The 14456-nt window shown below is 72.8% G+C and carries 12 protein-coding genes and 1 pseudogene; all 13 read left to right on the forward strand.

What is annotated here, in order from left to right:
- Window positions 1-768: 768 nt before the first annotated feature.
- On the forward strand, window positions 769-1617 hold the full coding sequence (locus EDF20_RS00005; RefSeq protein ID WP_243833304.1) for a hypothetical protein: 849 nt from the start codon (window positions 769-771) through the stop codon (window positions 1615-1617).
- Window positions 1556-2614 carry an HAD-IIA family hydrolase gene (locus EDF20_RS00010; RefSeq protein ID WP_133737333.1) on the forward strand — a complete coding sequence of 353 codons (1059 nt, stop codon included), beginning with the start codon at window positions 1556-1558 and terminating at the stop codon, window positions 2612-2614. Before EDF20_RS00005 ends, EDF20_RS00010 begins: the two co-directional genes overlap by 62 nt.
- A gap of 13 nt (window positions 2615-2627) precedes the next feature.
- Complete coding sequence (locus EDF20_RS00015) at window positions 2628-2831, forward strand: hypothetical protein (RefSeq protein WP_133737334.1); 204 nt, start codon at window positions 2628-2630, stop codon at window positions 2829-2831.
- An 8-nt stretch (window positions 2832-2839) separates the two neighbouring features.
- Window positions 2840-3685: a TlyA family RNA methyltransferase gene (locus EDF20_RS00020; protein WP_133738039.1), complete on the forward strand. Its 846-nt coding sequence runs from the start codon at window positions 2840-2842 to the stop codon at window positions 3683-3685.
- A 5-nt stretch (window positions 3686-3690) separates the two neighbouring features.
- Entirely contained in the window at window positions 3691-4614 is a 924-nt protein-coding gene (locus tag EDF20_RS00025) for an NAD kinase (protein ID WP_123547159.1), read from the forward strand.
- Window positions 4611-6320 carry a DNA repair protein RecN gene (gene recN / locus EDF20_RS00030; protein WP_133737335.1) on the forward strand — a complete coding sequence of 570 codons (1710 nt, stop codon included), beginning with the start codon at window positions 4611-4613 and terminating at the stop codon, window positions 6318-6320. Before EDF20_RS00025 ends, recN begins: the two co-directional genes overlap by 4 nt.
- Window positions 6321-6475: 155 nt before the next feature.
- The gene (locus tag EDF20_RS00035) at window positions 6476-8221 is read left to right on the forward strand and encodes a CTP synthase (RefSeq protein ID WP_133737336.1); all 1746 of its coding nucleotides are present in this window, start codon (window positions 6476-6478) and stop codon (window positions 8219-8221) included.
- A gap of 3 nt (window positions 8222-8224) precedes the next feature.
- A complete protein-coding gene (locus EDF20_RS00040) occupies window positions 8225-8797 on the forward strand; it encodes an NUDIX hydrolase (RefSeq protein ID WP_233568906.1) in 573 nt (190 codons plus the stop codon).
- A 34-nt stretch (window positions 8798-8831) separates the two neighbouring features.
- Complete coding sequence (locus EDF20_RS00045) at window positions 8832-9755, forward strand: site-specific tyrosine recombinase XerD (RefSeq protein WP_133737337.1); 924 nt, start codon at window positions 8832-8834, stop codon at window positions 9753-9755.
- A 94-nt stretch (window positions 9756-9849) separates the two neighbouring features.
- Window positions 9850-10749, forward strand: a complete 900-nt coding sequence (locus tag EDF20_RS00050) for a ParA family protein (protein ID WP_133737338.1) — start codon at window positions 9850-9852, stop codon at window positions 10747-10749.
- 58 nt (window positions 10750-10807) lie between these two features.
- Window positions 10808-11590, forward strand: coding sequence for a segregation/condensation protein A (locus EDF20_RS00055; protein ID WP_243833388.1), 783 nt, complete (start codon window positions 10808-10810; stop codon window positions 11588-11590).
- Entirely contained in the window at window positions 11580-12206 is a 627-nt protein-coding gene (gene scpB / locus EDF20_RS00060) for an SMC-Scp complex subunit ScpB (RefSeq protein ID WP_123545329.1), read from the forward strand. Before EDF20_RS00055 ends, scpB begins: the two co-directional genes overlap by 11 nt.
- Window positions 12196-12975: pseudogene (locus EDF20_RS15970) on the forward strand (pseudouridine synthase); the annotation flags it as partial. The gene scpB and the pseudogene EDF20_RS15970, both read left to right, overlap by 11 nt.
- Window positions 12976-14456 lie beyond the last annotated feature (1481 nt).

The following is a 14456-nucleotide window of genomic DNA, read 5'->3' on the forward strand; positions in this document are numbered from 1 at the left end:
TGCAAGGGGGACCTTGTGGGAGAGTAGGACACCGCCGGACTCCTTTTGATAGAAGAGCCCCTCCACTGGAGGGGCTCTTCTTGTTTAAAGCCGACAGTCGGCGAGAGATGCTGGCTCGCCTCGGGCGCATCCGTTGGTAGTCTCGTACCTCGGCCGCAGCGAGCACCGCTCGTCCTTGCCGATCGACTTCCGGGGTGCGAGCCCCCACAACACAACAGCTGCCTGCACGACAGAACGAGGAGCATCTCCGTGAGCGACCGCGACGACGACCGACCCGACCGACCCCGACGAGACGCGTCCTCCGGGCGTGACGGCGGTGCGCGGGGGGAGCGCCCGTCGGGCGGCGACCGCGGGGCCCGGGGCGACCGGCCCCAGCGCGGTGAGCGTCCTGCGTACGGGGACCGCGCCTCCTCGGGTCGGCCGCAGGGTGGGGGAGACCGTCGAGGCGGTCCCTCGTCTGGCGGTCGTGCGGGTTCGACCGGCGGTCGTCCCTCGACCGGTTCCGGTCGTCCCTCGAGTGGTGGGCGTCCGCCCACCGGTGGCGGCGGTCGACCGTCGACGGGTGGTGGACGTCCCTCCACCGGTGGACGTGCCTCGAGCGGATACCAGGGGAACCGCGAGACGCCTGAGGATCGCGATCCCTACGGCCTGAAGTCGGTCCGGCCGGCGCAGGAAGTCGCGCACGTCCCCGACGACGTCGAGCCCCGCGACCTGGACAAGGTCGCCCGAGGCGAGCTGAAGACGCTGAGCAAGGAGAACGCCGACTGGGTGGCCAAGCACCTCGTCATGGCGGGGCGCCTCATCGAGGACGAGCCGGAGGAGGCTCACAAGCACGCGCTGTCGGCCGGTCGTCGCGCTGGTCGCATCGGTGTCGTTCGCGAGACGATCGCCATCACGGCGTACACGGTGGGGGACTACGCACTGACGCTGCGCGAGCTGCGGACCTATCGGCGCATCACCGGTCGAGACGACCAGCTGCCACTGATGGTCGACAGCGAACGCGGGCTGGGGCGTCCCGAGCGCGCTCTCGAGCTCGGGCGATCGGTCGACGTCTCGACCCTCGCACCGGCAGTCCGTGTCTCGCTGGCCATCGCCATGAGCGGTGCTCGGCTCGACCTCGGCCAGCCCGACGCTGCGCTCGGCGAGCTCGAGATCCCGCAGCTCGACCGCCGCCGCGCGTTCGAGTACAGCCCGGCCCTGTTCGACGCGTACGCCACCGTCCTCGAGGACCTCGGTCGCGATCGTGACGCGGAGGAGTGGCGCACGCTGGCCGAGCGAGCCGACGCGGCGCTCGAGGCTCACCACGGCGACGACGACCGGGAGACCGTCGAGGTCGTCGAGGAGGAGCTCGAGCTCGACGAGTCGTGGGACGCCGAGGACGAGTCCGTGCCGCTCGAGGAGCCTACGGCTGACGACGCGTCCGAGACAGGCGAGGCGCCTGCTCCGGATGAGGAGCTCGTTCCCGATGAGGAGCCTGCTGCTGATGAGGAGCCTGCTGCTGATGAGGAGCCCGCTTCTGATGAGGAGCCCGCTTCTGATGAGGAGCCCGCTTCTGATGAGGAGCCCGCTTCCGACGACGCGCTCGACACGGACGCGGAGCCCGAGCACCGTGGCTGACGGCCCCACGCCCCTGGACGGCGTCGACACCGTCCTCGCCGACCTCGACGGGGTCGTGTACCGCGGGTCCGTCGCCATCGACCACGCCGTCGAGAGCCTCACCGCGGCGGCCGAGACGCACCGGGTCGGCTACATCACCAACAACGCCTCGCGCACCGCGGCCACGGTGGCCGCGCAGCTGAGCGGCTACGGGCTGCAGGTGACCGCGGACGACGTGGTGACCTCCCCGCAGGCGGCCGTGCGCCTCCTCGTCGACGCGGTGCCGGCCGGCTCGACCGTCCTCGTCGTCGGGGGAGACGGGCTCACCTCCGTGCTCGAGGCCGAGGGCTTCCGGGTCACGAGGTCAGCGGACGACGAGCCCGCGGCCGTCGTCCAGGGGTTCAGCCCCGAGGTCGGCTGGTCCGACCTCGCCGAGGCCTCGTTCGCCCTCGCGGCGGACATCCCGTGGATCGCGACGAACACCGACTGGACCATCCCCCAGGAGCGCGGCACCGCACCCGGAAACGGCACGCTCGTCAGCGCCGTGCACACCGCCGTGGGCCGTCTGCCCGTGACCGCGGGCAAGCCCGAGACGCCGATCTTCACCGCGGCCGTCGAGCGCTTCGGCGCCACGACCGCGATGTTCATCGGCGACCGGCTCGACACCGACATCCTCGGCGCCCGTCGTGCCGGGCTCGTCTCCGTGCTCGTGCTGACCGGCATCGACGGCGCCAAGCAGGTGCTCGCGGCCGAGAAGGGCTCGCGGCCCGACTTCATCGTCGGCGACCTGCGCGAGCTGAGCCAGCCGTATCCCGAGATCGTCGAGCACGACGAGGACGACGTCCATGTGGTCACCGTGCGCGACGCCCGCGTCGCCGTCCGCGGCGGCGTCGTCCGGGTCCTCGCGGCCGGTGGCGACCCCGTCGACCTGCTGCGAGCCGGGGCGCACGCCGTGTGGGGCACCGGCCGGGCGATCTACGGCCTCGACATCGACCCTGCCCTGCACCCCGGTGAGTAGGGTGGACGACACCATGCAGCAGGAGCCGAGGTCCGTCGACAAGACGTCCGACGAGGAGGCGACGGCCGGGCTGGCAGGACGCCTCCGGACGATCGAGGCCCTCCCTCTCGACCAGCGTGCCGTCGCGTTCGGCGCCGTGCACGACGAGCTGCGGGTCGCGCTCCAGGGCACGGGCGGGGACACCGGCGAGGCCGACGACAGCCCGGGTGGTCGGTGACCGTCCGCATCGAGGAGCCGGAGGACGCCGCCTCGTCCGCCGAGCCGGCGGAGCGGGCCGGTCAGCGTCTCGACGCGGCGCTCGCGTCTCGGGGGCTCGCGCGCTCCCGCACGCACGCCGCCCGCCTCCTCGCCGACGGCCTCGTCACGGTGAACGGCTCGGGCGCCGTCAAGGCGTCGACCCGCGTAGTCGAATCGGACACCGTGGAGGTGGCCGGCCTCGACCACTACGTGAGCCGCGCGGCGCACAAGCTCCTTGCGGCGCTCGACGCCTTCGACGTCGACCCGAGGGGTCGCACGGCGCTCGACGTGGGCGCGTCGACGGGCGGCTTCACGCAGGTGCTGCTCGAGCGGGGCGTCGACCACGTCGTCGCGCTCGACGTCGGGCACGGCCAGCTGTCGCCCTCGATCCGCAGCGACCAGCGCGTCACGGTGGTCGAGGGCGTGAACGCGCGCTACCTCGAGGCCGGCCAGCTGCGGGGCCTCAGCGACCGCGCCTCCTCGATCGACCTCGTCGTCGCCGACCTGTCGTTCATCTCTCTCACGATGGTGCTGCCCGCGCTGGTCGCCAGCGTGCCTGTGGACAGCGACTTCGTGCTGCTCGTGAAGCCGCAGTTCGAGGTGGGGCGGCAGGGCATCCGCGAGGGCGTCGTGCACGACGCCCGCTTGCGGAACGAGGCCGTCACCGGAGTCCTCTGGGCGGCCCACGACCTGGGCCTCGGCACGGCGGGGATCATCCCCTCACCGATCGTCGGGACGGCGGGCAACAAGGAGTACGTCGTCCGGTTCTCGGCTCGTCACGGGTCGAATCCGACAGAATGGCTCGGCAGGTCCGAGAGCACGACGGGAGCGTGAGACAGATCGACACGACGACACGGCACATCCTCGTCGTCTCCCACACCGGGCGACGCGACTCGCTCGACGCCGCCCTCGAGGTCTGCGCGCTCCTGGTCGGCGCCGGCGTCGTGCCCGTGCTCTCGCGTGACGAGTGGGACGACATCAAGACCGCGGCGCCCGACATCGAGCCGGTCGACATCCTCGGCGAGGACGTCGCGCTCGACGCCCTCGAGTGCGTCATCGTGCTCGGCGGCGACGGCACCATCCTCCGGGCCGCCGAGCTCGTCCGGGGCACACGTGCCCCGATCCTCGGGGTCAACCTCGGCCACGTCGGGTTCCTCGCCGAGAGCGAGCGAGACGAGATGGCGTACGCGGTGTCACGCGTCGTCGCGCGCGACTACGACGTCGAGGAGCGCTTCGCCCTCGACGTGCGCGTCGTCGAGGGCTCCGAGGTCGTCTGGCGCACCTGGGCCATGAACGAGGCGACCGTCGAGAAGGCGTCGCGCGAGCGGATGCTCGAGGTCGTCATCGAGGTCGACGGGCGCCCCCTCTCGTCGTTCGGCTGCGACGGGGTCGTCATGTCGACCCCCACCGGGTCGACCGCCTACTCGTTCTCCGCCGGGGGGCCGGTCGTCTGGCCCGAGGTCCAGGCGCTGCTGCTCGTGCCGCTCAGCGCGCACGCGCTCTTCGCGCGGCCGCTCGTGGTCGGCCCCGACTCGACGCTCGCCGTCGAGGTGATGAGCCGCACCGACGGCCGCGGCATCCTCTGGTGCGACGGGCGCCGCGAGCACGACCTGCCGCCCGGCGCCCGTGTCGAGTGCACGCGCTCGGACCAGCCCGTGCTGCTGGCCCGCCTGCGACAGGGGCCGTTCACCGACCGCCTCGTCGCCAAGTTCAAGCTCCCCGTGACCGGCTGGCGCGGCCCCGAGCAGGGAGACGCGTCGTGATCGAGGAGATCGCGATCCGCGACCTCGGCGTCATCGGGCGTGCGACCTTGCCCCTCGGGCCGGGCTTCACCGCCGTGACCGGCGAGACCGGCGCCGGCAAGACCATGGTCGTCACCGCGCTCGGCCTGCTGCTCGGCCAGCGCGCCGAGAGCGGCATCGTCCGCTCGGGCAGCGCCCAGGCGGTCGTCGACGGCCGGTGGGTCGTCCCGGCCGACGGCGCCGTGGTCGAGCGCGTGCGCGACGCCGGGGGAGACGTCGACGACGGCGAGCTCTTCCTCAGCCGCGTCGTCTCGGCCGAGGGCCGCAGCCGGGCCGTCGTGGGCGGTCGGTCCGCCCCGATCGGCGTGCTGGGCGACCTCGCCGACCACCTCGTGGTCGTCCACGGGCAGTCCGAGCAGATCCGCCTCAAGTCGGCGCAGGCGCAGCGGGCGGCGGTGGACGCCCACGGAGGCGCGCCCCTGGCCGCGGCCGCCGCCTCCTACCGGGCTGCGTTCGAGGCCTGGACGGCCGCCCGTGACGAGCTCGCCGAGATCACCCGCGACCGCGACGAGCGCCGTGCCGAGGCCGACGCGCTGCGCGCCGCCATCGACGAGATCGAGGCGGCGGCTCCAGTGGCCGGCGAGCTCGACGAGCTGGACGCCACGGCCGACCGGCTCAGCAACTCCGAAGACCTGCGGCTCGCCGCCGGCCTCGCGCACGAGATCCTCTCCACCGACGCCGTCGACGGCACTCGCGACGTCCTCTCCCTCGTCGAGGAGGCGCGGCGACAGGTCGAGCGCGTCGCCCCGCACGACCCCGCGCTCGCGCCGATCGCCGACCTGCTGGCCGAGGTCAGCGTGCAGGTGTCCGAGTCCTCGTCGCGCCTGTCGAGCTACCTCGGCGGCCTCGACGCCGACGCCGCGGGCGACCTCGAGGCGGTCCAGACCCGGCGCGCCGAGCTGACGTCGCTGATGCGCAAGCACGGCCCCGGCCTCGACGACGTGCTGCGGCTGCTCGACGCGGGCAGCCAGCGCCTGGTCGAGCTGGACGGCGACGACGACCGGCTCGCGTCGCTCGACGACGAGGTGGCGCAGTTCCGGGCCGAGGCCGAGACCAGGGCCGGGGTCCTCAGCGACCTGCGCCGCGCCTCCGGTGCCGACCTGTCCGAGCGCGTCAGCGCCGAGCTGTCCGCGCTCGCCATGGCCGGTGCCGAGATCGTCGTCGAGGTCACGCCGCGCGACGAGCTCGGCAGCACCGGTGCCGACGTCGTGTCGCTGCTGCTGCGCCCGCACCCGGGCAGCGAGCCCCGGCCGCTCGGCAAGGGCGCCTCGGGAGGCGAGCTCTCGCGCGTCATGCTCGCCCTCGAGGTCGTGATGGCCGGGTCGAGCGACGTGCCGACCTTCGTCTTCGACGAGGTCGACGCCGGCGTCGGCGGGTCGGCCGCGATCGAGATCGGCCGCCGGCTCGCCGCGCTGTCCGAGCGCGCCCAGGTCATCGTCGTGACCCACCTCGCCCAGGTCGCCGCGTTCGCCACCAACCACCTGCGCGTCGTCAAAGATGCGTCGGGCGAGGTCACCGCGAGCAGCGTCCAGCAGCTCGAGGGCGACGAGCGGGTCGCCGAGATGGCCCGGCTGCTCTCGGGGCTGCCCGACAGCGCCAGCGGTCTCGACCACGCCCGCGAGCTGCTCGAGCTCGCCTCGGCCGGCCGCGCCGTCACACACTCGTAACAGGCAGCGGTGGCTGACCGGCCCCGCGTGACATAGGATGGAATCCCGTGGTGAACGTTGAGAACTCGGGCCTTGATTCCTCCTCGATCGACGGAGGTGGCCCTTCGGAGTCTCCTTCGTCCGGTAGCAACTCCTCCAGCGTCACGAAGAGCAGTGTGACCAAGCACATCTTCGTCACCGGCGGCGTCGTCTCGTCGCTCGGCAAGGGCCTGACGGCCGCGAGCCTCGGCAACCTGCTCACGGCGCGCGGGCTGCGCGTGGTCATGCAGAAGCTCGACCCGTACCTGAACGTCGACCCGGGCACGATGAACCCGTTCCAGCACGGCGAGGTGTTCGTCACCGACGACGGCGCCGAGACCGACCTCGACATCGGGCACTACGAGCGGTTCCTCGACATCGACCTCGACCAGGCCGCGAACGTCACGACGGGCCAGGTCTACTCGACCGTCATCGCGAAGGAGCGGCGGGGCGAGTACCTCGGCGACACCGTCCAGGTCATCCCGCACATCACCGACGAGATCAAGCGCCGCATGCGCCAGCAGGCCGAGGGCGACGTCGCCCCCGACGTGATCATCACCGAGGTCGGCGGCACGGTCGGCGACATCGAGAGCCAGCCCTTCATCGAGTCGGCCCGCCAGGTGCGGCACGAGCTCGGGCGGAACAACGTGTTCTTCGTGCACGTCTCGCTGGTGCCCTACATGGGCGCGTCGGGCGAGCAGAAGACGAAGCCGACGCAGCACTCCGTGGCGGCGCTCCGGTCGATCGGCATCCAGCCCGACGCCCTCGTGCTCCGCAGCGACCGCCCCGTCAGCGAGGCGAACAAGCGCAAGATCGCGCTGATGTGCGACGTCGACGAAGATGCGGTCGTCAACGCGAAGGACGTCGCGAGCATCTACGACATCCCCTCGATGCTCAACGAACAGGGCCTCGACTCGTACATCATCCGCCACCTCGGCCTGGCCGAGAAGGCCGGCGAGGTCGACTGGTCCGGCTGGCAGACCGTGCTCGACGCGGTGCACCAGCCGAAGCACGAGGTCACCATCGGCCTCGTCGGCAAGTACATCGACCTGCCCGATGCCTACCTGTCGGTCACCGAGGCCCTCCGCGCCGGTGCGTTCGCCCACCAGGCCAAGGCGAAGCTCGTGTGGATCCCGTCGGACGACTGCGAGACTCCCGAGGGCGCCGCCGCGGCGCTGTCGCAGGTCGACGGCATCTGCGTGCCCGGCGGCTTCGGCATCCGCGGCATCGAGGGCAAGCTCGGCGCGCTGAAGTTCGCCCGCGAGAACGGCATCCCGACGCTCGGCCTCTGCCTCGGCCTGCAGTGCATGGTCATCGAGTACGCCCGCGACAAGGCGGGCCTCGCCGGCGCCTCCTCGTCCGAGTTCGACCCCGACACCGAGTTCCCGGTCATCGCGACGATGGCCGAGCAGGTCGACATCATCGCCGACGGCGACCTGGGCGGCACGATGCGCCTCGGCCTGTACCCGGCAGCCCTGCAGCCGGGCTCGCTCGCGGCCGAGCTGTACGGCTCCGAGCTGGTCGACGAGCGTCACCGCCACCGCTACGAGGTCTCGAACCAGTACCGCCAGCAGATCGCCGACGCGGGCCTCGTGTTCTCGGGCACCTCGCCCGACGGCACCCTCGTCGAGTACGTCGAGCTCGACCGCGCCGAGCACCCGTTCTACATCGGCACCCAGGCGCACCCTGAGCTGCGGTCGCGCCCCAACCGCGCGCACCCGCTGTTCAGCGGCCTCGTCGGGGCGTCGCTCGAGCGCCAGAACTCGAGCCGCCTCTTCGCGGACGAGGGCGACGACGCGGGCGAGACCCGTGCCGACGCGGTCGCTGCGGCCGTTGACCCGACCGACGGCGCGGCCGAGGCCGCAGCCCCCGGGCGGTCCTGAGCCGTGGCCGACTCCGAGCTGCTCCGCGACGAGCCCGCCGACCCGACCGTCACCTCCTCCGAGACGGTCTTCGAGGGCGCCGTCTGGAACGTCGTCCGCGACGTCGTCGACTACAACGGCTCGCCGATGACGCGCGAGTACGTCGCGCACACCGGCGCCGTGGCGGTGCTCGCGGTCGACGAGCACGACCGCGTGCTCGTCATCAAGCAGTACCGGCACCCGATCCGCACCCGCGACTGGGAGTTGCCTGCCGGCCTGCTCGACGCCGAGGGCGAGTCGAAGCTCGACGCGGCCAAGCGCGAGCTGGCCGAGGAGGCCGACCTCGAGGCGACCGACTGGGACGAGCTCGTCTCGTTCCACACGAGCCCCGGCGGCAACGACGAACTCGTCACCGTCTACCGGGCGACCGGCGTCAGCGCGACCGACGCGGCGTTCGACCGCACCGACGAGGAAGCCGACATCGAGAAGCGCTGGGTCGCCCTCGACGAGATCGTCGACGGCGTGCTGGCCGGGCGCCTGCACAACTCCATCCTCAGCATCGCGGCCCTGGCCGCGACCGTCGCCGCCCGCCGCTGACGACGCGGCGGCGGTCGGTCGGGACGAGCGCAGGATGACCTCGATCGAGGAGGCGGTGGCCCGCTACCTGAGGCACGTCACGGTCGAGCGCGGCCTGTCCCCGAACACCACGGCCGCGTACCGACGCGACCTCGTGCTCTGGGCGGCGCACCTCGAGGAGGCGGGACGCGCCTCCGTCGAGGAGGTCGCGCCGGCGGACGTCGCGGCGTTCCCCGCCGCGTTGGCGACCCGTGCGGACGACCCTCTGCGCGCCTCCAGCGTGGCCCGGGTGCTCTCGTCGGTGCGGGGCCTCCACAGGTTCCTGCACGAGGAGGGGCTGGTCGCCGTCGACGTCGCGGCCGGCGTCCGCCCGCCGAAGCTGCCCTCGCGCCTGCCGAAGGCGATATCGGTCGCCCAGGTCGAGGCCCTGCTGGCCGCCACCGACGGCGACGAGCCCGCTCGCGTGCGCGACAAGGCGCTGCTCGAGCTGCTGTACGCGACGGGCGCCCGCGTGAGCGAGGCCGTGGCGCTCAACGTCGACGACGTCATCGACGGGGGAGACGTCGTGCGGCTCTTCGGCAAGGGCGGCAAGCAGCGGATCGTGCCCGTGGGCAGCTTCGCGCGGCGGGCGCTCGACGCGTGGCTCGTCCGGGGCCGGCCCGAGTTCTCGGCGCGAGGAGACGCGACGCCCGCGTTGTTCCTCGGTGCGCGGGGTGCGCGCCTCTCTCGGCAGAGCGCGTGGCTCGTCATCCAGGCCGCGGCCGAGCGGGCGGAGCTCGACGTCGAGGTCTCGCCGCACACCCTGCGGCACTCGTTCGCGACCCACCTGCTCGAGGGCGGCGCCGACGTGCGGGTGGTGCAGGAACTGCTCGGCCACTCGTCCGTCGCGACGACGCAGATCTACACGCTCGTGACGGCGGACGCCCTGCGCGACATGTACGTCACAGCCCACCCGCGGGCCCTCCGACCTGCCTCCTGACCAGGCACTACCTTCATCCGCCGCATGAGGCTTCCTGCCCGCGGGACGGGCGCGTCAGCCCGGCCGGGCAGAGGGCCGCCGGTACCATCGACGTGTGAGCACCAAGTCGACCTCGAGCACGCCCGCCCTCTTCGAGAGCGCTCCGACGACCGTCCCCGCGAACGGTCCCACCGGTCGCCCGCGCACCGAGTTCGCCGTCCCCGAGCGACTCGACGGCCACGGCCCCGCGCGCATCATCACCCTCTGCAACCAGAAGGGCGGCGTCGGCAAGACCACGACCACCATCAACCTCGGCGCCGCGTTCGCCGAGTACGGCCGTCGCGTGCTCGCCATCGACTTCGACCCGCAGGGCGCCCTCACCGCGGGTCTGGGCGTGCAGGCGCACGACCAGCCCACGATCTACGACCTCATGATCGGCTCCGTCAAGGACGCGCACGACGTGATCGTGCCGACCCGCGTGCACGACCTCGACGTCATGCCGGCGAACATCGACCTCTCGGCAGCCGAGGTGCACCTCGTCAACGAGGTCGCCCGCGAGCAGATCCTCGCCCGCATCATCCGCCAGGTCAGCGCCGAGTACGACGTCATCCTGATCGACTGCCAGCCCTCGCTCGGCCTCCTTACCGTCAACGCCCTCACCGCGGCCCACGGCGTGCTCATCCCGCTCGAGTGCGAGTTCTTCGCCCTGCGCGGCGTGGCCCTGCTCGTCGAGACGATCGAGAAGGTCCGTGACCGGCTGAACCCCGCCATCACCCTCGACGGCATCCTGCCGACGATGTTCGACTCGCGCACCCTGCACAGCCGCGAGGTGCTCGAGCGGGTCGTCGACGCGTTCGGCGACGAGGTGCTCGAGACCGTCATCGGCCGCACCGTGAAGTTCCCCGACGCCTCGGTCGCGGGCATCCCCATCACCCAGTTCGCCCCCGAGCACCCGGCGGCGCAGGCCTATCGCCAGCTGGCCCGAGAGCTGATCGCGCGTGGTGCCGCAGCCTGAGGCCCCCGTCGTCGCCGCCGACCCGAGCGGCGCCCCCGATCCCGCAGCCGGTCCGTCGGTGCGGGGCTTCGAGGTCGTCCTCGAGAACTTCAGCGGCCCGTTCGACCTGCTGTTGACCCTGATCGGCAAGCGCGAGATGGACGTCACCGAGGTCGCGCTCAGCGCCGTCACCGACGAGTTCATCGCCTACCTGCGCACCGTCGACACCGACGAGGACCTCGACCAGGCCAGCCAGTTCATCGTCGTCGCCGCGACCCTGCTCGACCTCAAGGTCGCCGGCCTGCTGCCCCAGGGCGAGCTCGTCGACGCAGAAGACGTCGCGCTGCTCGAGGCGCGCGACCTGCTCTTCGCCCGGCTGCTGCAGTACCGCGCCTTCAAGCAGGCGGCCGAGTGGTTCGCCGAGCGCGGCGCCGTCGAGTCCCGCCGCCACCCCCGCACCGTGCGGCTGGAGGAGAAGTACCGCGTCACGACGCCCGAGCTCGTGTGGACGCTCTCGCCCGACGACTTCGCGGCGCTCGCCGCCTTCGCCCTGACGCCCCAGGCCGTGCCGACGGTCGGCCTCGACCATCTGCACGCCCCGCTCGTGAGCATCCGCGAGCAGGCCGCCTGGGTGGTCGCGATGCTGCGCCGCGCCGGGGTCGCGACGTTCCGCGAGCTCGTGGCCGACGTCGACCAGAAGGGCGTCGTCGTCGCGCGGTTCCTCGCGCTCCTCGAGCTGTACCGGCACGGATCGCTCGCGTTCGAGCAGGTCGAGCCGCTCGGCGAGCTCAGCGTGCGCTGGGTGGCCGAGCACTGGACCGACGAGGCGCTGGACTCGCTGGGGGCCGACTATGACGGCTGACGCGACGACCGCCTCCTCCGCTCGCAGCGTCGTCGACGACGAGCCGCGCGACCGCACCCACGACGACCGTGCGACCGCCCGGGCCCTCGAGGCCGTGCTGCTGGTCGCCGACGAGCCTCAGTCGCTCCTGTCGCTGGCCGCCGCCGTGGGCCGACCGACCGCGGAGGTGCGCCGTGCGGTGGCCGACCTGGTCGCTGACTTCGACGGCGTCGACGGCACTCCCCGGCGCGGCTTCGAGCTGCGCGAGGTCGGTGGCGGCTGGCGTTTCTACGTGCGGGAAGAGCTGGATCCCGTCGTGCGCGATTTCGTGCTGACGGAGAACCCGTCCAGACTGTCGCAGGCGGCTCTCGAGACGCTGGCGGTCATCGCCTACAAGCAACCCATCACCCGGAGCAGCATCGCGCAGATCCGCGCGGTGAACGTCGACTCGGTCGTCCGTACACTGGTGGGTCGCGGCCTGGTCACGGAGTCGTCCACCGACCCCGAGACCGGCGCCCTCACCTACGAAACGACGGATCTCCTGTTGACCCACCTCGGCATCGCCTCGCTCGACGAGCTCCCGCTGATCTCCCCGCTCCTCCCTGACGGATCCGGAGGATTCGACGATGTCATCTGACCCCACCACCACCCCCGACGACGACCTGCCCACGGGCGAGCGCCTGCAGAAGGTCATGGCCGCCGCGGGCGTCGCCTCGCGCCGTGTCTCCGAAGACCTGATCGCCGCGGGCCGCGTCACCGTCAACGGCAAGGTCGTGACCGAGGCAGGTCGCCGCATCGACCCCGAGAGGGACAAGGTGGTCGTCGACGGCGCCGCGGTCCAGCTCGACACGACGCGTCGCTACGTGATGCTGAACAAGCCCGTCGGCGTCGTCAGCACGATGAGCGACGAGGCCGACCGCCCCGACCTGCGTCAGTTCACCTCCGACTTCGAGGAGCGCCTGTTCAACGTCGGCCGCCTCGACGTCGAGACCAGCGGCCTGCTGCTGCTGACGAACGACGGCGAGCTCGCCCACGTGCTGGCGCACCCCTCGTTCGGCGTCACCAAGACCTACATCGCCAAGGTGCGCGGCGTCGTCACGCCCGCCGTGCTGGCGCAGCTGCTCGCCGGCGTCGACCTCGAGGACGGCCCGATCGCCGCCGACCGTGCAGCCGTCGTCGCAGGAGGCGCGGGCCTGTCGCGCTCCGCCGACTCGTCCCTGGTCGAGATCACCCTGCACTCGGGGCGCAACCGCATCGTCCGCCGCATGATGGAGGAGGTCGGCCACCCCGTCATCGACCTCGTGCGCCGCTCGTTCGGCCCCCTGCACCTCGGCACCCTCAAGGCGGGCCACGTGCGCTCGCTGAACAAGACCGAGCTCGGCGCCATCCTCACGATCGCGCGCGACGCCTCGCCGTCGCCGAAGGTCGACTCCGTCCCCACGATCGAGAGCGGCGACGCGCCGGTCGACGAGGCCGACGTGGTCGAGGTCGCCCTCGACGCGGACGAGGTCGAGAAGGAGTTCTACGACGAGGACGACGACGAGTACGACCCCGAGACCGATGCCCGCGACGCCCGTCGCCGCGTGCCCGGTGCCGGCCCCCGTGCAGGCGTCGGCAAGGGCGACGCCCCCGTGTCGCGACGCGCGGAGGTGCGGCGCGAGCAGGCAGGACGCCGCGAGCAGGGCGCGGACCGCGGCGGGCGCCCGGCGCGCGACGACCGCGCTGGCCGCCCTGAGCGTGGCGGCTACCAGGGTCGTGACGATCGCAGTGACCGCGGGGGCTACGCCGCTCGCGAGGACCGTGGCGGCTACGCGCCTCGTGGCGATCGCCCGGGCTCCGGTGCTCGCGGCGGGGCTGCTCGTGACGACCGTGGCGGACGCCCGGAGCGCGGCGGGTACCAGGGTCGCGACGACCGCGGCGGACGTCCCGCCGGCGGCGGATACCAGGGTCGTGACGACCGCAGTGCGCGCCCCGAGCGCGGCGGATACCAGGGTCGCGACGACCGTGGCGGGTACCAGGGGCGTAACGACCGTAGTGCGCGTCCGGAGCGCGGCGGTTACCAGGGTCGCGACGACCGCAGCGGACGCCCCTCCGGTGGCGGACACCAGGGTCGCGACGACCGTGGGGCCCGTCCCGAGCGCGGCGGCTTCGTGTCCCGCGACGACCGTGGCGGACGCCCGGATCGCGGCGGCTACGTGTCGCGCGATGACCGCGGTGCCGCTCCCCGTGGCGGGGACCGCCCGCTGAGCCCCGGCGAGGAACGCGCCGCCGGGTACCCGAACCGCGACCTGCCCAAGGACCCGCGCACCGGCCGCCCCTCCGGCGTCCGTGCCGGCGGACCCGGATCCGGCCGCGGCGGCCGCGAGGACCGCAGCGCCCGCGACGGCGACGACCGCGGCGACTACCAGGGCCGCGACGCCCGTGGTGCACGTGACGACCGCGGTGGACGCCCGGAGCGCGGTGGCTACCAGGGCCGTGACGACCGTGGCGGACGCCCGGCTGGTGGCGGCTACCAGGGGCGTGACGACCGTGGTGCACGTGACGACCGCGGTGGACGCCCCGAGCGCGGCGGGTACCAGGGCCGTGACGACCGCGGCGGGCGCCCGGCTGGCAGCGGCTACCAGGGACGCGATGACCGTGGCGGACGCCCTGCAGGTGGGGGCTACCAGGGTCGCGATGACCGTGGTGGTCGTCCTGCAGGTGGTGGCTACCAGGGTCGCGATGACCGTGGTGGTCGTCCTGCCGGTGGTGGCTACCAGGGCCGTGACGACCGTTCCGGTCGCGACGACCGCGGTGGACGTCCCGAGCGCGGCGGCTACCAGGGTCGCGACGACCGCGGCGGACGCCCCGAGCGCGGTGGCGACCGTCCGTTCCGTGGCCGCCCCGA

It is taken from the genome of Frigoribacterium sp. PhB116, from assembly GCF_004364285.1.
Lineage (GTDB): Bacteria > Actinomycetota > Actinomycetes > Actinomycetales > Microbacteriaceae > Frigoribacterium.

Excerpts from the sequence above, each read along its gene's own strand:
- EDF20_RS00010 (WP_133737333.1), top strand. The coding sequence starts at position 1,556 with ATGAGGAGCCCGCTTCCGACGACGCGCTCGACACGGACGCGGAGCCCG.
- EDF20_RS00015 (WP_133737334.1), top strand. The coding sequence starts at position 2,628 with ATGCAGCAGGAGCCGAGGTCCGTCGACAAGACGTCCGACGAGGAGGCG.
- EDF20_RS00045 (WP_133737337.1), top strand. The coding sequence starts at position 8,832 with ATGACCTCGATCGAGGAGGCGGTGGCCCGCTACCTGAGGCACGTCACG.
- scpB (WP_123545329.1), top strand. The coding sequence starts at position 11,580 with ATGACGGCTGACGCGACGACCGCCTCCTCCGCTCGCAGCGTCGTCGAC.